This window comes from Streptomyces sp. JH34, from assembly GCF_029428875.1.
Taxonomy (GTDB): domain Bacteria; phylum Actinomycetota; class Actinomycetes; order Streptomycetales; family Streptomycetaceae; genus Streptomyces.
The window spans coordinates 5,660,006-5,681,413 of record NZ_JAJSOO010000001.1 but is presented as its reverse complement, the minus strand read 5'-3'; the positions used below and the strand labels follow the sequence as shown (position 1 = coordinate 5,681,413).

Sequence of the window (21,408 nt, the reverse complement as noted above, 5' to 3'; positions counted from 1 at the left end):
CGGCCATCACCACCCTCCCCTCTGTTGGGCATGGGGTGCGAATCTCGACGTGTCCGCATCCCCACGCGAGGAGTACACGTGTCCGTACGCACAGCAACCGCCTCCGGTGCAGCAGCCGCCCTGCTCGGCACCTGCTTCCTGCTGCCCGCCACCCAGGCGCAGGCCTCGGGCACCCAGGACAGCCCGGTGGTCTACGCCCATCGGGGCGCGTCCGCCTACGCCCCGGAGAACACCCTCGCGGCCGTGGACGCCGCGGACGATCTGGGCATCGCGTGGGTGGAGAACGACGTGCAGCTCACCAAGGACGGCGTGCTGGTCGTCGTGCACGACACCACCCTGAGCAGGACCACGGACGCGGAGGAGGTCTACCCCGGCCGTGCGCCCTGGGCGGTCAAGGACTTCACCGCGGCGGAGATCGCGAAGCTGGACGCGGGCAGCTGGTTCGGCGCCGGCTTCGCGGGTGCCCGGGTGCCGACGCTCACGCAGTACCTGCACCGGCTCGAGCGCAACCACCAGAAGCTGCTCCTGGAGATCAAGAGCCCCGAGATCTACCCGGGCATCGAGAAGGAGACCCTCCGCGTGCTGCGCGCGGAGGGCTGGCTCGACCGCGGCCACGTCAGGAGCAAACTGATCATCCAGAGCTTCGGTGCAGAGAGTGTGAAAACTGTCCACGCCCGGCGCCCGGACGTCGTCACGGGCTTCCTCGGCACCCCCGCCGTGGCCGATCTGCCGTCGTACGCGGCGTTCACCGACCAGATCAACCCGTCGCACACGACGATCGGCGCCGACTACGTCGCGGCGGTCCAGAAGCTGAAGGGCCCCCACGGCAAGCCGCTCCGGGTGAACACCTGGACGGTGAACGACGCGGCGAGGGCGGCGCAGGTGGCCGGCTTCGGAGTGGACGGCATCATCACCAACAACCCCGACGTCGTCCGGGACGCCACCCGCTGAGCGGTCCGGCGGGGCGGCGCTGTCGGTACCTCGCCGTACCGTGGGCGCATGGAGAGCGATGAGCGGGTCGTGGAGTGGTCCGTCGTGCCGAGCGGCATCGGACCGCTCCTGCTCGCCGCGACCCGCCAGGGCCTGGTGACCGTGGTCCTCCACGCGCGCCCGGCGATCCGCGACAGGGCCCTCGGGCAGCTGCGGAAGAGGCTGGGCGCCGAGCCCGTGGAGGCACCGGACTCCGCACTGCTGGCCGAGCCGGTCCGTCAGCTCGCGGTGTACTTCGCGGGAGGGCTCCGGGAGTTCTCGCTCGCCCTGGACTGGTCGCTGAGCTCCGGTTTCCACCGCGAGGTGCTCCGCGAGCTGGCGTCCGGCGTGCCCTACGGCACGGTCGTGGGGTACGGGGACCTGGCGGCCCGGGTCGGCCGGCCGCAGGCCGCCCAGGCCGTGGGCGCGGCCATGGGCTCCAATCCGCTGCCGGTGGTGGTTCCGTGCCACCGGGTGGTGGAGAGCGACGGCGGGCTCGGCGGGTTCGGGGGCGGGCTGGAGACGAAGCGGCGACTGCTGGCACTGGAGGGGATGCTTCCGCAGCCGCTGTTCTGAACCCCGGCGGTCGCACGCGGCGGACGTGCCCTGCCGTACCGCACGATCCACCACACCGGCCCGATGTCGCACGGCGCTGCGAGCTGGCACACTGCGGCGGTGACGACAGCCTTCCCCGCACCTTCATCCCGGATCACGGCGGCCGAGCTGCCGGCCCTGCGTCGGCGCATATCGGCCGTGCTCATCGGCAGCCAGATACTCGGCGGCCTGGGCGTGGCCGTCGGTATCGCGCTGGCCCCGGTCCTCGCGGCCGAGGTCAGCGGTTCCGAAGCGCTGTCGGGGCTGGCGCCCACCGCCTCCGTGGCGGGCACCGCGCTGCTGTCGCTGCCGCTGGCCGCCCTGATGACCTCGCGGGGCCGGCGTCCGGGACTCGTCCTGGCGTATCTGACCGGGGCGCTGGGGGCCTTCCTCGTGGTGACCGCCGCCGTGGCGGGCAGCTTCCCCCTGCTGCTGCTCGGCATGGCAGGTTTCGGCGCGGGTTCGTCGGCCAATCTCCAGGCGCGGTTCGCGGCCGCCGACCTCGCGGAGCCGGAACGGCGTGGCCGGGCGATCTCCCACGTCATCTGGGCGACCACGATCGGTTCGGTGCTCGGCCCCAACATCGCCGCCCCGGCGAGCCGGGTGTTCCGGGGCACCTTCGTGCCGGAGACCGCGGGACCGTACGCCTGGGCCTTCGTCATCTTCCTGCTCACCGGTGCCCTGGTGGCCGTGCTGCTGCGCCCGGACCCGCTGCTGACCGCCAGGGCGCTCGCCGCCGAGGACACGGCGCCCGCGGCGGGCCGCTCGCTGCGGGCGGGCATCGCCGCCGTGCGGGCGGCCCCGATGGCCCGGCTGGCACTCGTGACCGTCGCCGTGTCCCACACCGCGATGGTCTCCGTGATGGTGATGACTCCCGTACATCTGGGACACCACGGTGCGGACATCCAGCTGATCGGCCTGGTGATCAGCGGCCACATCGCGGGCATGTACGCGTTCTCCCCCGTCATGGGCCGGCTCGCCGACCGGTTCGGCCGGCTCTCCGTCATCGGGCTGGCCGCCGGACTGCTGTGCTGCGCCGCCCTGTTGGCCGGTACGTCGGGGGGTTCGCACCCCCGGACGGCCGCCGGGCTCTTCGTCCTGGGTCTGGGCTGGTCGGCGGGGCTGGTCGCCGGATCGGCGCTCCTCACCGACTCCGTGCCGCAGGCGGCGCGGGCCGCCGCGCAGGGGTTCTCCGACCTCACGATGAACGCGGCGGCGGGCATCGGGGGCGCGGTGGCCGGCGTGATCGTCTCCCGGCTGGGCTACGGCTGGCTCAACGCGGTCGTCGCCTGCCTCCTCCTGCCGATGGCCGCGCTCGCGCTGCGCAGGGCTGTGGGACGTACGGCCGGGGAGTCCGCGAAGGTCTGACCGGCCGGTGCGCGACGGCCCCCGCGCCGGGGGTTTGCGGCCACCGCGCCCGCGCCGGAGATGGCGCATGCCTCAGGCGTGAAGTCCGCCCTGGACGTCCCCGCCACACCGCAGCGCCTGGAGGCGCTCGGTGTGGCGTGCCGGTCACGGCGTCGGCCGAACTCCGAGGCGGCGTGCCGATCACGTCGTCGGCGGAACTCCGCCTCCCAGCCCCGTCCAGGCGGGATGGTGCGGGTCGTCGGCACGTACGACCGTGTCCGCGGCGCCGGCCGGGCCGGCCTCGGTCTCGTACCGCGCGAAGGCGGGCAGCGTCCACCGCTCGCCCTCCCCGGTGCGCCGCCGCAGCGCACCGGGCGAGAGGCTCAGATGGACCGTGAGGTCGAAGGGGAACCACCGGCCGAGGAGCAGCGGCCCGTGCAGGATCAGCACCCCTCCCTCGGGCAGCACCTGGTAGGGGCTGCGGGTCGCCCGGTCCGTGCCGGGGTTCCAGAGGTCGGGCAGGACCCGTCCGGTGCCGTCCGCCTCGAGCGGGCGGAACACCTCGCGCCACAGGGCCCCGGTGTCGAACCAGCCGTCGGCGTACGAATCGGGGTCCTCCTTGCCGTATTCGTAGCGCAGGCTGGCCGGGCGCAGGAAGCCGTCCGTGGAGACCGTGAGCACCGGGCGCCCCCGGGCGCGCAGCGCCTCGGCGAGGTGCGCGGCGGTCTCCTCGGGGCGGGCCGCGGGCGCGCCGTCGACGCCGATCCTCAGCCAGGACCCGCCGTCGGCCGGTTCGAGTCCGTCGGCGTGGGCCGCGAGGGCGCGTGCCAGCCGGGTCCAGGTGATGGGTTCAAAGTGCACGGATCCATCATGGCGCTGCCGCATCATGATCCGCACGGTGCGCCGGTGACCGACCACCGCGACCGGACCGGCGGCCGGGCGTACGGGGTACCGGCCTTCCGGGACGGCCTGGTCGTCGGCGGTCTCCGGCGCCCGCGGAGGGACGCCGGCCGGCCTGCCGGCGCCTCTCTACCGTGCCGCCGGGCAGTCCGCCGCATCGGCGTCGTCGGACAGCGGACTGCCCTCGGGGAGCAGGTACGTCACCCACAGCACGACCGGTTCGGTCCCGAGGTTCTGTCCGATGTGCCGGTGGCCGGCGCCCGAGGGTTCGATGAAGGACGTCCCCGCCGGCGTGACCTCGACCGAGCAGTCGTGGAGGGTCCGGGTGAGTGTCCCGGACTTGACGACGGCGATCAGCTGTCCGCTGTGGGTGTGCCATCCGGTGGACCCGCCGGGAGCCACGGTGATCTCCCGGAAGGTCACGTCCGTAGGGCCCTTCGGCGTCTTCACCTTGAGCTTGCCCTCGGACGCGCCCACGGCGTGGACCGTGCCGCTCACCCCGCTGCCCGGTGTGGCGACGGCCGCCACCGGCAGGAGGCCGAGGGCGGCCACGCCGACGCCCACGAGCAGGGCCTTGCGCAGGGTCACCCGCCTCTTCGCACCGCTGCGGCTCTTCTCGCCGATTCCGCTCCTCGCACCGACCACGCCGTCGAACCCCATGACCGACTCCTCAGCATCCGCCCGATGAACACGCCTACGTTATCGACGAGTTGGGCAGGCGGAGTCAGACTCGCGGGTATTGCCCGCCACGGAGTTCCTCGGCGAGCGGCGTGTCCCCGAGAACCTTGGCACTGCCGTCCTCGACCGCCTCGGCGAGGGTGGTCCCGCCACGTGTGAGGGCCATGGCGGCGTCGGCGTCCAGCACGAGACAGGCGTCGGGGCTGCCGGCGGGACCGTATCCGTACGCCTCACCCACCGCCTCCGTGCCGGTACGGATGTGGAACTCGCCTTCGGGGAGTCTGACTTCGACGACTCCGCCGTGCGAGAGGCCGTCCAGCGCCCGCAGCAGCGGCAGGGCGAACCAGTGCGCCCTGACCGCGTCCGTGGGGCGGCGTTCACCGAGCGCGGGCGCGCCCCAGCGGGCGAGCGCGCTGATGACCGGGAGCAGGCCGCGGCCGTGCTCGGTCAGTTCGTAGACCGCGGCGGCCGCGGGGGGCGGCAGCCGGCGGCGCACGGCCAGGCCGCCCTGCTCCATGTCCTTGAGCCGGGAGGCCAGCACATCGGTGCTGACCCCGGGCAGGTCGGCGTGCAGGTCCGTGTACCGGCGGGGGCCCGCCAGGAGTTCACGGACGATCAGCAGGGTCCACCGGTCGCCGACGGAGTCGAGGGCGCGGGCGGTGGCGCAGAACTGGTCGTAGCTCCTACGGCGGGCGGGGCGTGCGGGCTGCTGCTGACGTGGCATGCGACGCAGTCTAGACATGTTGTTGGACTTTCCAAGCTTGAGCTTGGTAAAACCAAGTATCGCAATTCACGTCGGGGAGGCACCGCATGGAGTTCCGGCAGTCCAGCAAGCTCAACGAGGTCTGTTACGAGATCCGGGGTCCGGTCATCGAGCAGGCCAACGCCCTGGAGGAGGCGGGCCACAGCGTGCTCCGCCTCAACACGGGCAATCCGGCGCTCTTCGGCTTCGAGGCACCCGAGGAGATCGTGCAGGACATGATCCGGATGCTCCCCCAGGCGCACGGCTACACCGACTCGCGCGGCATCCTGTCCGCCCGCCGCGCCGTCGCGCAGCGCTACCAGGCGATGGGGATGGCCGATGTCGACGTGGACGACGTCTTCCTGGGCAACGGGGTCTCCGAGCTGATCTCCATGGCCGTGCAGGGACTCCTGGAGGACGGCGACGAGATCCTGGTCCCGAGCCCCGACTATCCGCTGTGGACCGCGGTCACGACGCTCGCGGGCGGGAAGGCCGTGCACTACACGTGCGACGAGGGCGCGGACTGGAACCCCGACCTCGCCGACATGGCCTCGAAGATCACCGACCGCACCCGGGCCATGGTCATCATCAACCCGAACAACCCGACGGGCGCCGTCTACCCCCGCGAAGTACTCGACGGCATGCTCGACCTGGCGCGCAGGCACGGGCTCATGGTGTTCGCCGACGAGATCTACGACCAGATCCTGTACGACGACGCCGAGCACCACAGCGTGGCGGTGCTGGCCCCCGACCTCCTCTGTCTCACCTTCAGCGGCCTGTCAAAGACCTACCGCGTCGCGGGATTCCGCTCGGGCTGGATGGTGGTGTCGGGACCTCAGCAGCACGCCCGCAGCTATCTGGAGGGGCTCACCATGCTCGCCTCCATGCGGCTGTGCCCCAACGCCCCCGCGCAGTACGCGATCCAGGCGGCGCTCGGCGGCCGTCAGTCCATCAGGGATCTCGTAGCCCCGGGCGGCCGGCTCCGCGAGCAGCGTGACCGGGCCTGGGAGCGGCTGAACGAGATCCCCGGGGTGTCGTGCGTGAAGCCCAAGGGCGCGCTCTACGCCTTCCCTCGCATCGACCCGAAGGTGCACGCCATCGTCGACGACGAGCGGTTCGTGCTGGACCTGTTGCTGCGGGAGAAGATCCAGGTGGTGCAGGGCACCGGATTCAACTGGCCGCGCCCGGACCACTTCCGCATCCTCACCCTTCCGCACGTCGACGACCTGGACGCCGCCATCAGCCGCATCGGCCGCTTCCTGAGCGGATACCGGCAGTGATCGCCTGACGTACCCGTCGTGTTCCCGTGCTCACGCGGCCGCCTCGCCGGACCTGGCGGGCGCGCGATCGTGGAACGCGGCCTCGATCCGGCCGAGGACCCCCGCCGGCGGACTCGGGCGCCGTCCCGTCGGCCGAGTAACTGCGCCGGTCAAGCCCTCCTTCGTCGCCTTCGAGGGCTACGACACCGTCGCCGTAATCCCCGGTGCACCGCGCGCACGGCGCGGACCCGGCACGCGTCGCCCATGCCTTCGGGCGTCTCGCCCGAAGGCAACCGCGGCCACTTCCGTGCCCCGCACTCAGATGTGACGGGTGGTCGGGCGAACGAGGACCGGTGACCGGCCGCGGGTGTTAACTTCTTCGCCGTGACGGGACACCAGAACGGGACGGGGGCGGCCTACGACGGGGTCGTCGAGCTGTACGCGTCGATGTTCGCCGACCGGCTGGAGACTCGGCCGTTCACGCGGGCCATGCTCACCACCTTCGCCGAGCTCGTGCGCGGGACGGGCAACCTGCGGACGGCCGATGCCGGCTGCGGTCCCGGACATCTGACGGCCATGCTGCACGGCCTGGGCCTGGACGCCTTCGGGTTCGATCTCTCCCCGGGCATGGTCGGCCACGCCCGGCGAGCCCATCCCGCGCTGCGGTTCGACGAGGCGCGGATGGAGGCCCTGCCGGTCGAGGACCGCGCGCTCGGCGGCGTGCTGTCCCACTACTCGATGATCCATACCCCGCCGGGGGAACTGCCCGCGCTGCTCGCCGAGCAGGCGCGTGTCCTGGCGCCGGGCGGCCTGATCCTGGTCTCGTTGTTCGCGACCGACGCACCGGAGCCGGTCCGTTTCGACCACAAGGTGGCACCCGCCTACAGCTGGCCGGTGGACCGCTTCGCGGAGTTGCTGGCCGGAGCCGGGCTGGACCCGTTCGCCCGGCTCGTCCACGACCCGGCCTCCGAACGGGGATTCCTCGAAGCGCACCTGCTGGCCCGCCTCCCCCAGGCGCAGTGAGGACCCCGCCGGGCCCGCCTGCCCAGCGTCAGCCCCGCAGGGCGGTGAGCGCGGCGACCGGGTCGTGGTCCGGAGTGGCCCGGGGCCACCAGTCGTCCTCGCCGGGATCGGATTCGTAGCCGTACCAGCGGCTGTCGTGGCCGAAGCGGAGCTGGAGGGACCCCGCGACGTCGGTCAGACGGTTGCGCCGGGGCTGGAAGCGCGGGAAGTCGGCAGCTGCGAGGGCGGGACGCGCCCGGTCGAACGGGCCGGCCGGCGGGTCCCACTCGGTCTCGAGCACCTCGAGTCCCTCGGCGCCGCCCTGCCTCCACGCGGCGACGGCCCGGGCCAGGTCCGTCGTACTGCGGCCGGTGGCGAAGGCCAGCTCACGGTAGAGCGCCCGGGTCGTCGCGGTGAGCCCGGCGGTGGGGCGGGACGCGGCGATCCGTACGGCGTCCTGCCAGGTGCTGAGCCCGGCGAGCGGGTCGTCGCCGGTGGTCAGCATCGTGTGGGCGCGGGCAGCCGCGTCCGTGGCCAGGTGGTCGAGGCCGAGCGGGTCGCGGGCGCCGGGCAGTTCCGGGTAGGAGGGCGGCTCGCCGGGATACTGCGGCACGGGCAGCGGTGCGGGCAGCGGCGGCAGGAAGCGGCCGGCCAGGGCGTCGGAGGCCGCGACCGAGGGCACGGCGGGGGTTTCGGGGCGCTCCCGGGCGGAGTGCTCGGCGTTGCGGCGGCCGAGCTCGTCGAGGAGCTCGCGCTCGCCGCGGCCCCGCATCAGCAGCAGTACGAACGGGTCGCTGTCCAGGAGCCGTGCCGTCTGGAAACAGAGCGCCGCCACGTGCTTGCAGGGCCAGCCGCGGTCGGGGCAGGAGCAGTCCGGGTCCAGGTCACCGGCTGCGGGCAGCAGCCGGATCCCGGCCTCGCCCGCCGTGTCGACCAGGGAGTGCGGCATCTCCTTGTCGAGGAGCGCGGACAGATGCCCCGGCCGGGCGGCGACGGCGTCCAGCAGGGTGTCCCAGTCGGACGCGGGGAACGACCGCAGGCGCAGCTCGGCGCGGTAGGGGCGGGGGCGGCTGCCGTGGACGTAGGCGATGACCCGGCCGGGAGTGACGGTGATCGCGGCGACGTGGCCTCCGTCGGCGTACTCACGGCCACGGGCGAGACGCCCCTCGTCCATCGACAGACTCTCCAGGGCCTCGACCCACGCCCTGCCCCACCAGCTCTCCGCGAAGGGCCCGTCGGCGTCCGAGGTACGGGCGGGCACCGCTTCGAAGGTGCGCCGCAGGTCGTCGGGGCCCGGACGGGCGGCGGGTCCGCCGTTCGGGCTCATGACGTCCTCCGGAGCGAGACGAGGTCGGCCAGGTCGCGGTCGCTGAGCTCGGTCAGGGCGGTCTCGCCGGAGCCGAGCACCGCGTCCGCGAGAGCGCGCTTGGACTGCAGCAGTTCGCCGATGCGGTCCTCGACCGTGCCTTCGGCGATCAGCCGGTGCACCTGCACGGGCTGGGTCTGGCCGATGCGGTACGCGCGGTCGGTGGCCTGCTCCTCGACCGCCGGGTTCCACCACCGGTCGTAGTGGATGACGTGGGCGGCCCTGGTGAGGTTCAGGCCCGTGCCGGCCGCCTTGAGGGAGAGCAGGAAGACGGGGACCTCGCCTGACTGGAAGCCGTCCACCATCCGCTCCCGCTCGGGTACCGGCGTGCCTCCGTGCAGCAGTTGGGAGGGGATGGCACGGGAGGCGAGATGGGCGGAGAGGAGACGGGCCATCGACACGTACTGGGTGAAGATCAGGACGGAGCCGTCCTCGGACAGGATGGTGTCGAGCAGTTCGTCGAGCAGGGCGAGCTTGCCGGAGCGGCCGGTGAGCCGGGTCGGCTCCTCCTTCAGATACTGCGCCGGGTGGTTGCAGATCTGCTTGAGGGAGCCCAGCAGCTTCATGACCAGTCCGCGGCGCGCGATGCCCTCGGACTGCTCGATGAACGCCATCGTCTCGCGGACGGCCGCCTCGTAGAGGGTGGCCTGCTCCCTGGTGAGGAAGACGGGGTGGTCGGTCTCCGTCTTGGGCGGCAGCTCGGGCGCGATGCCGGGGTCGGACTTCTTGCGGCGCAGCAGGAAGGGACGGACCAGCCGGGAGAGCCGCTCGACCGCCTCCTCGTTGCCCAGGCCGGCGGCGGTGCCCGTGTTCTCGACGATCCTGGCGTGCCGGGAGCGGAACGCCTTGAGCGGGCCGAGCAGGCCGGGAGTGGTCCAGTCGAGCAGGGCCCACAGCTCGGAGAGGTTGTTCTCGACGGGGGTGCCGGTCAGGGCGACGCGCGCCGGGGCGGGGATGGTGCGCAGCGCCCTGGCCGTCGAGGAGTGCGGGTTCTTCACGTGCTGCGCCTCGTCGGCGACGACCAGCCCCCAGCCGTGCCCGGCGAGCTGCTCGGCTCCGGAACGCATCGTGCCGTAGGTCGTGAGGACGAATCCGCCGTCGGCACCGTCGAGGGTGCGGTCGGTGCCGTGGAAGCGGCGTACGGGAACGCCGGGTGCGAAGCGGTTGATCTCCCGGTGCCAGTTGCCGAGGAGGGAGGCCGGACACACGACCAGGGTGGGGGCGGTGCGGGCGCGGTGCAGATGGAGCGCGATCACGGTGATCGTCTTGCCCAGGCCCATGTCGTCGGCGAGACAGCCGCCGAGGCCGAGGGCGGTCATGCGGTCGAGCCAGGCCAGTCCGCGGAGCTGGTAGTCGCGGAGGGTGGCGTCGAGGCCGGGTGGCGCCGGGAGGGTGGCGTCCTCGTCGAGGATCCGCTCACGGAGTGCGGCGAGGGCTCCGGCCGGCACGGCCTCCACCTGTTCGCCGTCGACCTCGGCACTGCCGGTGAGGGCGACGGCGAGCGCCTCCACCGGGTCGAGGAGGCCGAGCCCGCGCTTGCGTGCCTTGCGGACGAGCGCGGGATCCACCACGACCCACTGGTCCCGCAGCCGCACCACCGGGCGGTGCGCCTCGGCCAGGGTGTCCATCTCCGCCTCGGTGAGCCGGTCGTCGCCGAGGGAGAGCTGCCAGTCGAACGCGAAGAGCTGCTCGGCGTCGAAGAAGGAGGTGCCGTCGGTCGCCGAACCCGGTGCGGGCCGGACGACGGCGGCCGCGGTGAGCGAACGGGCGAGCTCCCGGGGCCAGTGGAGCGCCACCCCCGCGGCCGCCAGCCGCGCTCCGGCGGGGCCGATCAGCTCGTACAGCTCGTCCTCGGTGACGGCGAGCACGTCGGGGACGGGCTGGTCGAGCAGCCGCTCCAGGGGCGGCCAGACGCGGGCCGCACGGCGCAGCGCGAGCACGGCGTCGATCCGGGCCCTCGGCCCGAAGGGCTCGCCCGCACCGCCGTTCCAGAGCGTGGCCGCGTCGGTGACGTACGTCGGATCGGCCAGGCTGTGCACCTGGGTGATCGCGGCGGCCGCGTGGCGCGCGGCTGCCGGGGCGCCCTGCGACCCGTCGTCCGCGGCCGTCTCCCCCCGGGCGCCGGACGAGTCGAACAGGTCGTACGACGACAGGTCGAGCCGGAGCGAGACGCGCACTCCCGCGTCGAGGCCGGCGGCCACCTCGACGGCCCACGCCCGGGCCTCCGGCAGATGCTGTGCCTCCCGGGCGGCGAACGGCGCCCCCATGGCGTGGGCGGCGGCGGGGGTCCGGGGCAGGGTGTCGGCGACGGCGTCGAGGAAGGCCCCGAGCAGCGCGCGGGGTTCGGGGACGCGCAGGGGTGTGCCGTCGAGCGGGACGGCGTGTCCTTCGGGCGGCATCGAGGCGGCGACGGCCCGGAGATGGGCGATGTCCTCCGCGTCACGCGGTCCGGCCCGCCAGGCGTCGTGCCCGTCGGCCGTCAGCCCGGGCAGAAGCCTGCCGCGTGCGACGAGTGTGAGGGCGTGCAGGGCCGCCGCGCCCCACGCACGGGTGGCGGGGTGGGCGGCCGCTCGGTGCCGGGCGCGCGCGAGGAGGGGCACCGCGTCCGCGACGGGAAGCGCCACGGCGGGCACGGTGCGGGTGCGGACGCCGTCCGTGCCGTGCCGCTCGACGACCGTGAGCTCGGTGAGGGTTCCGGCCCCGGTGGTCGCGTCCGGGCCGATGAGCTCCGCGTCCCTCTCGGGGCCGGGGGCCCAGAAGGCGATCCGGCCGTCCCGGGGCAGCGCCGCCGGCAGGAAGACCGCGGCGCACCGCAGCAGCCGGTCGGTGGCGACGTCCTGCGTCTGCCGTGTCATGTCCGCCACCCCCTCCCACCTCGTTCCGGTTGCGCTTCTCCTGTCCTGGCGAGTCTAGGCGGGGGGTGTGACAGCGCCCGCCCCGCCCGTGTTTCCAGGTGGAGCGGGCGACGGAACGCCGTGTCAGTGGTGGGTGAACGGGTTGCCTCGGTGGTGGCCGGACGGCTCCGGATCGAACTCCGGGACCGACTCCGGGTCGAACTCCGGCACTCCGTCCGCACCGGCGCCCGGCGCGATCCGGTCCGGACCCGGCTCCCCGTCCGTGAGAGGGGCGTCCGGGAGCGGCTGGTCCGTGAAGGTCTGCGCCGTGACCGCGGGATCCACGACCGCCGGGTCCATGGGGGACGCCTGGTCGGCGGGGGACGGCTCCGCGGGTCCTTCCGGGGCCTGCCGCCCTTCCGGGGCCTGTTGCCCGGACCCGTCCTGCGCCTGCCCGGCGACGGCCGGCGGCCCCTGCTGGGCGCGCTCCAGGAAGCGGAGCAGCTCCACGGGGAAGGGCAGGACCAGCGTGGAGTTCTTCTCGGCGGCGACCGCGACGACCGTCTGCAGCAGTCGCAGCTGCAGCGCCGCCGGCTGCGTGGACATCTGCTGCGCGGCCTGGGCGAGCTTCTTCGACGCCTGCAGCTCCGCGTCGGCGTTGATGACCCGCGCGCGCCGCTCACGGTCGGCCTCGGCCTGCCGGGCCATGGACCGCTTCATCGTCTCCGGGAGCGAGACGTCCTTGATCTCGACCCGGTCGATCTGCACGCCCCAACCCACCGCGGGGCTGTCGATCATCAGCTCGAGGCCCTGGTTGAGCTTCTCGCGGTCGGAGAGCAGATCGTCCAGATCACTCTTGCCGATGATCGACCGCAGGGAGGTCTGCGCCATCTGGGAGACCGCGAAGCGGTAGTCCTCGACCTGGATCACCGCGCTCGCGGGGTCCACGACCTTGAAGTAGATGACGGCGTCCACGCGCACCGTGACGTTGTCGCGCGTGATCCCGTCCTGGGCGGGCACGGGCATCGTCACGATCTGCATGTTCACCTTACGGAGCCGGTCGACACCCGGGACGATCATGGTGAACCCCGGGGAGCGCACCTCGTCGTGGAGCCGGCCGAGCCGGAGCACCACACCCCGTTCGTACTGCTTGACCACCCGGGCCGCGGCCATGGCGTACACCAGACCGGCCGAGAGCACGACCACCAACGCGACCAACAACGCCTGGACCATCACGGCCCCCTGCCTACGGGGTGCGTCACCACACCCATTCATCACGCCCTATTAACACCATATGCCCGATCCGTACACCCGCGAACCGCTGTCCGGGTGCCTGGGGACCCGGCCGGCCGCGCACCGGATGCCGGTGCACGGCCGGCCGGGCAGGGTGGCCAGCGCCAGCACGTCCCCGGGACGTACCGATGAGCCGGACGAGCAGACGAGGACCCCGCCCATGTCCGTCACCGCGCCCCCCACCGTTCTCCGCCGACGCGCCGGTGCCGCCGTCGGTGCGACCCTGCTCGCCCTGGCCGTAACGGGCTGCTCCGGCCTCGGGCGCACGGCGGTCGGACCCGTCTCCTACACCACCGGCAAGGACGAGGTGGTGAGCGTGAACAGTCCGTCGGTGAAGGGCTGCCACGCGATGACAGCCGACGGCGCGACCAAGGTCGACAACCACACCCTGATCGACATGGTCCTCTACACCAGTCGCGACTGCAGCGGCCAGGGCACCGCCTACGTGGCCACCACGTTCTCCGACACCAACGCGGCCGGCGCCGAGCCCTGGCGCAGCTACACGTTCGTCCACTGACCGGAACCGGGCGCGCCCGCGTCCGCGGAGCACCGGGAACAGCGAGGACTCCAAGGCGGACCCGCGCCTTCCGCTCAGGGTCGCCGGGAGCGGGTCACCGCTGTCGGGGGCGAGCCAGCGCCCAGACACCGTCCGGGGTCAGGTAGCGGTCGACGGCGAGTCCCGCCTCCTCCAGGTACGCCTCGAACCGCTCCACGGACAGCTCGCGCGACCGGAAGGTCTGGGTCCAGCGGGCGTCCTCGAAGACGTACTCCGCGCGCACCTCGTCCACCCCGTCGCCGACCGGGTCCGCCGAGAGGATCCGGATGACGCAGCCCGCGTCGGGGTCCTCCCGCTCCCGGGGCAGGTCGGAGTGGTAGTCGGCGCCCTCCCGCTGGACGAGGACGAGGCCGTCGTCCTTCACGTACGTGCGACAGGTCCTGAGCAGCCCCTCCCTGACCCGGTGATCGCCCGAGTGCACCAGGAACGATCCGAGCACGACCGCGTCGAACCGCGCCGCACCGAGGTCCAGGGTCTCGATGGGGCTCCGGACCGTGCGGGCTCCGCGCACCCGTTCCAGCATCCCTGGCGACTCGTCGACCGCGGTCACCTCGAAGCCCCGGGCGACCAGAGGGTGCGTCACCCGGCCGGCGCCGCAGCCCAGTTCGAGCACGCTCGCACCCGGTCGCAGCACGGACCCGATCACCTCGGGCTCGGTGCCGACAGACAGGCGGGCGTACAACTCGACCGCGCACCCGTCCGGTGTGATCGAGCCTGGCCCCGTCCCCGTGTATCCCTCACGTACCAGTTGTCCGCTCATGCCCGCAGAACGTGCCGGCGCCTCTGCGCGTTCCCTTCAGCACTGTGGGTAGCGGACGTTCGGCCACGACACCGGCTGCTCCAGCTCCACGCACAGGTCGTCGGCGATCTCGGCGATCACGGACCGTCCCTCCGTGACGGCCAGCCAGGAGGCCGGCAGCCGTACGTCCCCGTGGTGCGCGCCGAGCAGGTTGCCGCAGACCGCGCCCGTGGAGTCGCTGTCGCCGGAGTGGTTGACGGAGAGCAGCAGTGCCTCGGCGACGTCGTCGGCCCCGGGGAGCACGAGGGCGCAGTACACGGCGATCGCGAGCGCCTCCTCGGCGACCCAGCCCGCGCCGAGGGACTCGACCCGCTCTGCCGTGGGACGCCCGAGCGCCGCGAGATCGACCGCCGCACGCAGGGCTGCCGTCGTCTCGTCATGACCCGGGTGGCGGCCCAGCAGGTCCATGGCGCGCAGGACGGCGCCCGCCGGCGAGTCGCCCTCCAGCAGATGCGTGACGATCGCGGCGAGCGCGCCCGCCGCGTAGGCACCGGTCGGGTGGCCGTGGGTGATCAGGGCGCACCGGGCGGCCAGTCCGAAGGCGGTGGCCGCGTCCGCGCCGGTGAGGCCGAAGGGGGCCGACCTCATCACCGTGCCGCAGCCCTTGGACTGCGGATTGACGGGGCCCGGCAGGGCGAGCGGCCCACGGGGATCCGGAACGTGGCGGGCGGCCAGCCCCGTGAGGCACGCGTTGCCGGGCGCACGGCGCGCGTACAGCCAGGGCTGCTGCCTGAGCCAGCCGGTCCGTACAGGGTCGTCCCCTCCGCGCCGGGGCGGTGCGGGGTGATTCTGGGTGTCCAGCCAGCGCAGGTAGGCGTTGCGGACGAACTCGGTCTCCGCTCCCGCGCTACCGGTGGCGGCTGCCCGGGCGTGGGCCCTGATCAGCCCTTCGACCGTGAAGAGCGTCATCTGGGTGTCGTCCGTGATCCGTCCGACGACCCCGTCGGCGTCCGGGACGGGGCCGCGTACACCCCGCTCCCCGTGGCCCCGGCGGATCCCGTCCAGGGAGAGGAACTCGACCGGGTTGCCCAGTTGGTCCCCGACCGCGCCGCCCAGCAGCGCGCCCCGCACCCTGGACCTGCGGGCGACGGCGTCACCCCAGGCCGCTGTTCCCCGTGCCATGTGTCCGTGCCCGGTCGTCGTCACAGCCCGCTCCCCGTCGTCCGCCCGTCGGTTTCCGTACGCCGCACCACGGGGTCATGCTGGAGAAGAGGCGATGGTGATGCGTACCGGAAGTGAACCGTCCACCGCACGCAGCCCCCTGCGGATGCGACTCTGGCTCAGTCTATGGGGCATGATCTGGGCCGCACTGGGGCTGGCGGCCTTCGTGGCGACCGGACGCGTCGGCTGGGCGACGGCCTGCGGGGTGCTGCTGGTGGTCACTGTGACGGACCTCTGCGTCGTCGTCCGGCATCTGCGGCAGGGGCCGCACTACCAGCCGGGCCGGGACGTGCCCCCGTACGAACCGGACCGGGGAGGGCGGGGCCGGGAACGCCGCTGAGACCGTGGGCCCTGGCGGGACACCCGTCCACCTCGGTCCCTCAGCAGCGGTCTTCCGGGCCGCAGCCCTCTCAGTCGCGGTCCTCCCGGTCGTCGAAGCGGGCGGCCTGGAGGTACTCCGGCTTCGGGTCGAGCGCGGCGGCCAGCCGGAAGTGCCGGGTGGCCTGCTCGGGACGGCCGGCGCGCTCGAAGGTGCGGGCGAGCGCGAAGTGTGCGAAGGCGTTGTCCGGCTCGCGTTCCAGGACCAGCTCGAACTCCAGCTCGGCCGGACGCAGTTGGGCGGCGGCGAAGAAGGCCCGGGCGCGCAGGAGCCGCGCCGCCGTGTTCTCCGGGTGGGCGGCGATCACCGAGTCGAGCAGCTTGACCGCACCCCGCGGGTCCCGTGCGGCGAGCAACTGCTCCGCGGCACGGAAGTCGATGACATGCGTTTCCGGGTTCTTCTCGGGCACGGCCCTATCCTTCCCCTCGTTCCCCGGTCTTCAACATCCGGCCAGAGGTGCGTATTCCGGCCGGACGACGGATCAGCCGGCGGCGGCCCGCGCCGTCAGCCGCGACCAGACCGCACGGACCTGGGGCTCCAGATCCTCCAGCGGGCCGTCGTTGTCGACGACGAGATCGGCGACGGCCAGCCGCTGTTCACGCGTCGCCTGCGCCGCCATCCGGGCACGTGCGTCGGACTCCGTCATGCCACGGAGCCGTACGAGCCGGTCGAGCTGCGTATCGGGCCGGGCGTCGACGACGACGACCAGGTCGTAGAGCGGCGCGAGCTCGTTCTCCGTGAGCAGCGGAACGTCGTGGACCACGACCGCACCGGCCCCGGCGGCCCGCTCCAGCTCCGCGGAACGCGCCCCGACGAGCGGATGGACGATGCCGTTGAGCGTCGCCAGACGCGCGGGATCGGAGAACACGATCGAGCCGAGCGCCGGCCGGTTCAGCGAGCCGTCCGGGGTGAGGATTCCGGGACCGAAGGCCTCGACCACGGCCGTGAGCCCGGGGGTACCGGGCTCGACGACCTCGCGGGCGATCCGGTCGGCGTCGATCAGTACGGCTCCGTAGCGTGCGAGCAGCCGTGACACTTCACTCTTGCCGGCGCCGATCCCGCCGGTCAGGCCCACTTTCAGCATGCGCCGAGCCTAGCCTCCGGCCGCTCGGCGGCCGGAGGTCACCTCAGGAATCGCCCTCACGTTCCGCCAGGAAGCGTTCGAACTCGCGGCCGATCTCGTCCGCCGAAGGCAGATCGGCCGGCTCCGCGACGAGATTGCCGCGGGTCTCGGATCCCGCGAGCGCGTCGTACTGGTGCTCCAGCCCCTCGACGAGGGAGACGAGCTCCTCGTCGCCCTGGCCGACCTGCCGGTCGATCTCGGTCTGGGTCCGGTGCGCCTCCGTGCGCAGGGTGTGCGCCACGCTCGGCAGGACCAGTCCGGTCGCGGCGGTGACCGCCTCAAGGGCGGTGAGCGCGGCGTCCGGGTAGGCGGACCTGGCGACGTAGTGGGGCACATGGGCGGCGACACCGAGGACGTCGTGCCCGGCCTCCATCAGCCGGTACTCCACGAGGGCCTCGGCGGAACCGGGGACCTGCGCCTCGTCGAAGGGGCTGCGGTGCCCTGGCATCAGGTCCGTGCGGTTGCCGTGCGGGGTGAGACCGACGGGGCGGGTGTGCGGGACGCCCATGGGGATGCCGTGGAAACTGACCGCGAGGCGGACGCCGAGCCGCTCCACGACCTGCTCCACGGCGGCGGCGAACCGCTCCCACTCGACGTCGGGCTCCGGTCCGGAGAGCAGCAGGAAGGGGGCCCCGGTGGCGTCCTGGACGACCTTCACCTCGAGGGCGGGCGACTCGAACGACGTGTACCGGTCGCGCTTGAAGGTCAGCAGCGGACGGCGCGCCCTGTAGTCGACGAGCCGGTCGTGGTCGAAGCGGACCACGGTCTGGTGCGGCAGCGTCTCGAGCAGCCCGTCGACGATCTGCTCGCCCGTCTCGCCCGCGTCGATGTATCCGTCGAAGTGGTAGAGCATGACCAGGCCGGCCGACTCCTGGGCGAGCGCCATGTCGACCACGGCCAGGCCCTTCGGCTCCCATTCGTACAAACTCTGCGGATCAGGCACGGTTACCGCTCCTCCTCGTGTTCCTGGACAAGAACGCCCCGTCCGGCCAGGGCATTCCCGTCGGGCACTCTTTCCCTCGCGATCAGACCGGGACACGGCGGTGCGGGGCCGTCCTCCCCCACGCGGGGGCATCCGGGCACCCGTGCCGGGTTTCGGTGTCGCTGCGGTGGTCAACGGCGAAGTGCGCATGCGCGGCCGTGAGTTGAGCACCGCGAGGTAGCGCCCTCTCCTCACTCCGTGTCAGATCCCCGTGCGGATCCGCGGTCGGACGGCCGGCATCACCGAAAGCCCCTCGGTGGCGTACCGGGGTCCGCATGCCCGCCTCCTCGTCGAGGGGGCGGGCGTCGGTGTCCCCAGGTGAAGACCTCGACGGGGAGCCGAGTGGTGGCAGCGGTCGAAGGCGCCTCCCCACTGCGGGGAGAGAGCTCCGCGGGACGCGTGAGGTGTCCGACGCGTGTGTCACCTCCGTGGCCCCGGCGTTCCGGACGTTGCGGTGATCCTGGCACGGGGTTGTCACGGCCCGTCAGCGACTCGTGTCTCCCGCAGGTTTCCTCCCGCACGGGCGGCGCCGCCGACCACGCCCCGTGTGTATCGGCGGCCGGGCATGCGTGAGGCCCGCCCCCCGAAAGGGACGGGCCTCACTCACAGCTCTACAGCTACTGCAGCCGATGAGCGGCTGGGGTCAGAGCGTCAGCTCTGGCCACCGGCCAGCTTCTCGCGCAGGGCAGCCAGGGCCTCGTCCGACGCCAGGGCGCCGGAGTTGTCCGCGGACTCCGAGGAGTACGAGCCGCCGCCACCGCTGCCGCCGGAGGCAGCCGGGGCAGCGCCGGCCGGGGCGGCAGCACCCTCGGCAGCGGCAGCCTCGTCGGCCTCGCGGGACTTGATGACCTGGGCCTGGTGCTGCTCGAAGCGCTGCTGCGCCTCGGCGTACTGCGTCTCCCAGACCTCACGCTGCGACTCGAAGCCCTCGAGCCAGTCGTTGGTCTCGGGGTCGAAGCCCTCGGGGTAGATGTAGTTGCCCTGGTCGTCGTACGACGCGGCCATGCCGTACAGCGTCGGGTCGAACTCGACCGAGGCCGGGTCGCCGCCGAAGGCCTCGTTGGCCTGCTTCAGCGAGAGGCTGATGCGACGGCGCTCGAGGTCGATGTCGATGACCTTGACGAAGATCTCGTCGTTGACCTGGACGACCTGCTCCGGGATCTCCACGTGGCGCTCGGCCAGCTCGGAGATGTGGACCAGACCCTCGATGCCCTCGTCGACGCGCACGAACGCACCGAAGGGAACGAGCTTGGTGACCTTACCGGGAACGACCTGCCCGATCTGGTGCGTACGGGCGAACTGCTGCCACGGGTCTTCCTGCGTCGCCTTGAGCGACAGCGAGACGCGCTCGCGGTCCATGTCGACGTCGAGGACCTCGACGGTGACTTCCTGACCGACCTCGACGACCTCGGAGGGGTGGTCGATGTGCTTCCAGGAGAGCTCGGAGACGTGCACGAGACCGTCGACGCCACCCAGGTCCACGAAGGCACCGAAGTTGACGATCGAGGAGACGACGCCGGAGCGGACCTGACCCTTCTGCAGGGTCGTGAGGAACGTCTGGCGGACCTCGGACTGGGTCTGCTCGAGCCAGGCACGGCGGGACAGGACCACGTTGTTGCGGTTCTTGTCCAGCTCGATGATCTTAGCCTCGAGCTCCTTGCCCACGTAGGGCTGGAGGTCGCGGACACGACGCATCTCGACGAGCGACGCCGGGAGGAAGCCACGGAGGCCGATGTCGAGGATGAGACCACCCTTGACGACCTCGATGACGGTACCGGTGACGATGCCGTCTTCTTCCTTGATCTTCTCGATGGTGCCCCAGGCACGCTCGTACTGAGCGCGCTTCTTCGAGAGGATCAGGCGGCCTTCCTTGTCCTCCTTCTGGAGAACCAGGGCCTCGATCTCGTCGCCGACCTTGACGACCTCGTTCGGGTCGACGTCGTGCTTGATCGAGAGCTCGCGGCTCGGGATGACACCTTCGGTCTTGTAACCGATGTCGAGGAGGACCTCGTCGCGGTCAACCTTGACGATGACACCGTCAACGATGTCGCCGTCGTTGAAGTACTTGATCGTCTCGTCGATCGCCGCGAGGAACGCGTCCGCGTCGCCGATGTCGTTGACCGCAACCTGCGGAGTGGTGGCGGTGGTCTCGGTGCTGCTCGTCATGTGGGAAAGGGCTCCGGTACGGACAGTGAGTCGTAGGTACTGCTACGCCGTAAGCCCGTATCGCCTCTGCAGAAGCCGGACAGCCTGGAAAGCACCCCACCTGACCGGAAAGGCGCCTCGACAACCGAGGGGACATGCAACAGACGCGAGCGCAGCCTGCTAGGTCTGAAGCGCGCAGGCTCGCGACGCAACTTGTAGCATACGGGGGCAGCCGGACAGGGTCAATGCGCGAAGGCGCACACCCGGGGCACAACGCCCCAATCCCGGCACAACTCACGTTCACCGAGGCCACATCGGTCACCACGGTGTGTCGCGCGCACACGGCCGTACTCACCCGTACGGGCCGTGGAGGCACCCGCGCGAGGCGGGTGAAGGCAAACTACAACGACGGGCACGATGAGCCAAGAGACCTACGACCCCGAACCCGAAGCGACCCGGCGGGAAGCCGGTGAGGCGGAGAGCAGCCGGGCGAACCGCGGCTGGTGGGACCGGAACGCCGACGAGTACCAGAACGACCACGGAACGTTCCTCGGGGACGACCGTTTCGTCTGGGGTCCGGAAGGACTGGACGAGGCCGAGGCGGCCCTGCTGGGCCCGGCGGACGCCCTGAAGGGCATGGACGTCCTGGAGATCGGGGCCGGCGCCGCCCAGTGCTCGCGCTGGCTCGCGGCCCGGGGCGCCCGCCCGGTGGCCCTGGACCTCTCCCACCGCCAGCTCCAGCACGCCCTGCGCATCGGCGGCGGCGTCCCCCTGGTCGAGGCCGACGCCGGACGGCTCCCCTTCCGGGACGGCTCCTTCGACCTGGCCTGCTCCGCCTACGGCGCGGTGCCCTTCGTCGCCGACCCCGTCCAGGTGTTCCGCGAGGTGCGCCGGGTGCTGCGGCCGGGAGGCCGCTGGGTCTTCTCGGTGACCCATCCGATCCGCTGGGCGTTCCCCGACGAGCCGGGGCCGGATGGCCTCTCCGTCTCCGCCTCCTACTTCGACCGCGTGCCGTACGTGGAGCAGGACGAGCACGGCGACGCGGTGTACGTGGAACACCACAGGACGCTGGGAGACCGGGTCCGGGACGTGGTGGCGGGCGGGTTCCGGCTGGTCGACCTCGTGGAACCGGAATGGCCCGCCTGGAACGACCAGGAGTGGGGCGGCTGGTCCCCGCTGCGCGGCAACCTGATCCCCGGCACGGCGATCTTCGTCTGCGAGCGCAACGGCCGCGACGGCGCGTAGGCCCCGGCCGGCCGGGAAGCGGCGGCGGCGTACG

The 21,408-nt window shown here is 72.4% G+C and carries 20 protein-coding genes; 8 read left to right on the top strand and 12 right to left on the bottom strand.

Features of this window, described 5'->3' with window-relative positions:
* Positions 1-78: 78 nt before the first annotated feature.
* The 3 genes from LWJ43_RS25455 (at position 79) to LWJ43_RS25445 (ending at position 2,931) form a co-directional block, all read left to right on the top strand.
* Positions 79-951 carry a glycerophosphodiester phosphodiesterase gene (locus LWJ43_RS25455; protein ID WP_277334529.1) on the top strand — a complete coding sequence of 291 codons (873 nt, stop codon included), beginning with the start codon at positions 79-81 and terminating at the stop codon, positions 949-951.
* Positions 952-999: 48 nt separating this feature from the next.
* Positions 1,000-1,545 (top strand): methylated-DNA--[protein]-cysteine S-methyltransferase, encoded by a 546-nt coding sequence (locus LWJ43_RS25450; protein ID WP_277334528.1) that lies wholly within the window; start codon positions 1,000-1,002, stop codon positions 1,543-1,545.
* 63 nt (positions 1,546-1,608) lie between these two features.
* Positions 1,609-2,931, top strand: coding sequence for an MFS transporter (locus tag LWJ43_RS25445; RefSeq protein WP_462100911.1), 1,323 nt, complete (start codon positions 1,609-1,611; stop codon positions 2,929-2,931).
* A 180-nt stretch (positions 2,932-3,111) separates the two neighbouring features.
* Here LWJ43_RS25445 and LWJ43_RS25440 read toward each other — a convergent pair whose 3' ends face one another.
* The 3 genes from LWJ43_RS25440 to LWJ43_RS25430 all read right to left on the bottom strand — a co-directional run bounded on the left by LWJ43_RS25440 (position 3,112) and on the right by LWJ43_RS25430 (position 5,212).
* Positions 3,112-3,771 carry a nucleoside/nucleotide kinase family protein gene (locus LWJ43_RS25440; protein WP_277334527.1) on the bottom strand — a complete coding sequence of 220 codons (660 nt, stop codon included), beginning with the start codon at positions 3,769-3,771 and terminating at the stop codon, positions 3,112-3,114.
* A 168-nt stretch (positions 3,772-3,939) separates the two neighbouring features.
* Positions 3,940-4,470, bottom strand: coding sequence for a cupin domain-containing protein (locus LWJ43_RS25435; protein WP_277334526.1), 531 nt, complete (start codon positions 4,468-4,470; stop codon positions 3,940-3,942).
* 64 nt (positions 4,471-4,534) lie between these two features.
* Positions 4,535-5,212: a winged helix-turn-helix transcriptional regulator gene (locus LWJ43_RS25430; RefSeq protein ID WP_277334525.1), complete on the bottom strand. Its 678-nt coding sequence runs from the start codon at positions 5,210-5,212 to the stop codon at positions 4,535-4,537.
* 86 nt (positions 5,213-5,298) lie between these two features.
* Between LWJ43_RS25430 and LWJ43_RS25425 the strand changes: the two genes are divergently transcribed.
* A complete protein-coding gene (locus LWJ43_RS25425) occupies positions 5,299-6,510 on the top strand; it encodes a pyridoxal phosphate-dependent aminotransferase (protein WP_277334524.1) in 1,212 nt (403 codons plus the stop codon).
* Between the two features lie 363 nt (positions 6,511-6,873).
* The gene (locus LWJ43_RS25420; protein ID WP_277334523.1) at positions 6,874-7,512 is read left to right on the top strand and encodes a class I SAM-dependent methyltransferase; all 639 of its coding nucleotides are present in this window, start codon (positions 6,874-6,876) and stop codon (positions 7,510-7,512) included.
* A 28-nt stretch (positions 7,513-7,540) separates the two neighbouring features.
* Here the strand turns inward: LWJ43_RS25420 and LWJ43_RS25415 are convergent, their stop codons facing one another.
* The 3 genes from LWJ43_RS25415 to LWJ43_RS25405 form a co-directional block, all read right to left on the bottom strand.
* Positions 7,541-8,818, bottom strand: a complete 1,278-nt coding sequence (locus LWJ43_RS25415) for an SWIM zinc finger family protein (protein ID WP_277334522.1) — start codon at positions 8,816-8,818, stop codon at positions 7,541-7,543.
* A complete protein-coding gene (locus tag LWJ43_RS25410) occupies positions 8,815-11,712 on the bottom strand; it encodes a DEAD/DEAH box helicase (protein ID WP_277334521.1) in 2,898 nt (965 codons plus the stop codon). The genes LWJ43_RS25415 and LWJ43_RS25410 overlap by 4 nt, the downstream gene beginning before the upstream one ends.
* A 123-nt stretch (positions 11,713-11,835) precedes the next feature.
* Positions 11,836-12,924, bottom strand: a complete 1,089-nt coding sequence (locus tag LWJ43_RS25405) for an SPFH domain-containing protein (protein WP_277335988.1) — start codon at positions 12,922-12,924, stop codon at positions 11,836-11,838.
* Positions 12,925-13,144: 220 nt separating this feature from the next.
* Between LWJ43_RS25405 and LWJ43_RS25400 the strand changes: the two genes are divergently transcribed.
* Positions 13,145-13,501, top strand: a complete 357-nt coding sequence (locus LWJ43_RS25400) for a hypothetical protein (RefSeq protein WP_277334520.1) — start codon at positions 13,145-13,147, stop codon at positions 13,499-13,501.
* A gap of 94 nt (positions 13,502-13,595) precedes the next feature.
* Here the strand turns inward: LWJ43_RS25400 and LWJ43_RS25395 are convergent, their stop codons facing one another.
* The gene (locus LWJ43_RS25395; RefSeq protein ID WP_277334519.1) at positions 13,596-14,300 is read right to left on the bottom strand and encodes a class I SAM-dependent methyltransferase; all 705 of its coding nucleotides are present in this window, start codon (positions 14,298-14,300) and stop codon (positions 13,596-13,598) included.
* A gap of 36 nt (positions 14,301-14,336) precedes the next feature.
* Positions 14,337-15,461 carry an ADP-ribosylglycohydrolase family protein gene (locus tag LWJ43_RS25390; RefSeq protein WP_277335987.1) on the bottom strand — a complete coding sequence of 375 codons (1,125 nt, stop codon included), beginning with the start codon at positions 15,459-15,461 and terminating at the stop codon, positions 14,337-14,339.
* Between the two features lie 100 nt (positions 15,462-15,561).
* Here LWJ43_RS25390 and LWJ43_RS25385 point away from each other — a divergent pair, with 100 nt between their 5' ends.
* Positions 15,562-15,840, top strand: coding sequence for a DUF6343 family protein (locus LWJ43_RS25385; RefSeq protein ID WP_277335986.1), 279 nt, complete (start codon positions 15,562-15,564; stop codon positions 15,838-15,840).
* A 70-nt stretch (positions 15,841-15,910) separates the two neighbouring features.
* On the opposite strand, the gene LWJ43_RS25380 is transcribed toward LWJ43_RS25385, so the two are convergent.
* The 4 genes from LWJ43_RS25380 to rpsA all read right to left on the bottom strand — a co-directional run bounded on the left by LWJ43_RS25380 (position 15,911) and on the right by rpsA (position 20,150).
* Entirely contained in the window at positions 15,911-16,288 is a 378-nt protein-coding gene (locus LWJ43_RS25380) for a tetratricopeptide repeat protein (RefSeq protein ID WP_277334518.1), read from the bottom strand.
* Between the two features lie 72 nt (positions 16,289-16,360).
* Positions 16,361-16,963: a dephospho-CoA kinase gene (gene coaE / locus LWJ43_RS25375; protein ID WP_277334517.1), complete on the bottom strand. Its 603-nt coding sequence runs from the start codon at positions 16,961-16,963 to the stop codon at positions 16,361-16,363.
* A gap of 43 nt (positions 16,964-17,006) precedes the next feature.
* Positions 17,007-17,945, bottom strand: coding sequence for a PAC2 family protein (locus LWJ43_RS25370; protein ID WP_277334516.1), 939 nt, complete (start codon positions 17,943-17,945; stop codon positions 17,007-17,009).
* 690 nt (positions 17,946-18,635) lie between these two features.
* Positions 18,636-20,150: a 30S ribosomal protein S1 gene (gene rpsA, locus LWJ43_RS25365; protein ID WP_277334515.1), complete on the bottom strand. Its 1,515-nt coding sequence runs from the start codon at positions 20,148-20,150 to the stop codon at positions 18,636-18,638.
* A gap of 396 nt (positions 20,151-20,546) precedes the next feature.
* On the opposite strand from rpsA, the gene LWJ43_RS25360 reads away from it, so the two are divergent.
* Positions 20,547-21,374 (top strand): class I SAM-dependent methyltransferase, encoded by an 828-nt coding sequence (locus tag LWJ43_RS25360; RefSeq protein WP_277334514.1) that lies wholly within the window; start codon positions 20,547-20,549, stop codon positions 21,372-21,374.
* Positions 21,375-21,408 lie beyond the last annotated feature (34 nt).